Source organism: Paraburkholderia sp. EG286A (assembly GCF_040965375.1).
In the GTDB taxonomy this organism is placed as follows: Bacteria; Pseudomonadota; Gammaproteobacteria; order Burkholderiales; family Burkholderiaceae; genus Paraburkholderia.
In genome coordinates this window covers 1-374 of the sequence record NZ_JBFRCB010000037.1, presented here as the reverse complement: position 1 = coordinate 374, position 374 = coordinate 1, and the positions used below count along the sequence as shown (strand labels likewise).

At 48.9% G+C, this 374-nt stretch carries 1 rRNA gene; it reads right to left on the bottom strand.

The annotated features are described in order from the left end of the window. A 23S ribosomal RNA gene (locus AB4Y35_RS42130) occupies window positions 1-108 on the bottom strand; the annotation flags it as partial. Between the last annotated feature and the right edge of the window lie 266 nt (window positions 109-374).

The window sequence follows — 374 nt, the reverse complement described above, 5'->3', positions numbered from 1 at the left end:
GTGGATCAAAGCTTGTTTGCCAGCTCCCCGTAGCTTTTCGCAGGCTACCGCGTCCTTCATCGCCTGTGATCGCCAAGGCATCCACCACATGCACTTGTTCGCTTGACCCTATAACGGGTGTGTCTCGCGGCCAGAGTGAGCGCTTTAGCGCTTACTCCGGGCTCATCCCCGCAGGGGACAGGCAGAAGAACACAATCGTTACAGGTTGAGTATTCGTGTTGCGCCGTATTTCAAGGCAATCTTTCGATCACTTAAAAATACATTGATACAATCACAACCCTGATTCACCTACTCCACACCCATCTCTAAGTGTGTTTCAGATGAATCTCTTTACTACTTCTTCCTGATTGTTAAAGAACGACAGCCGATATTTC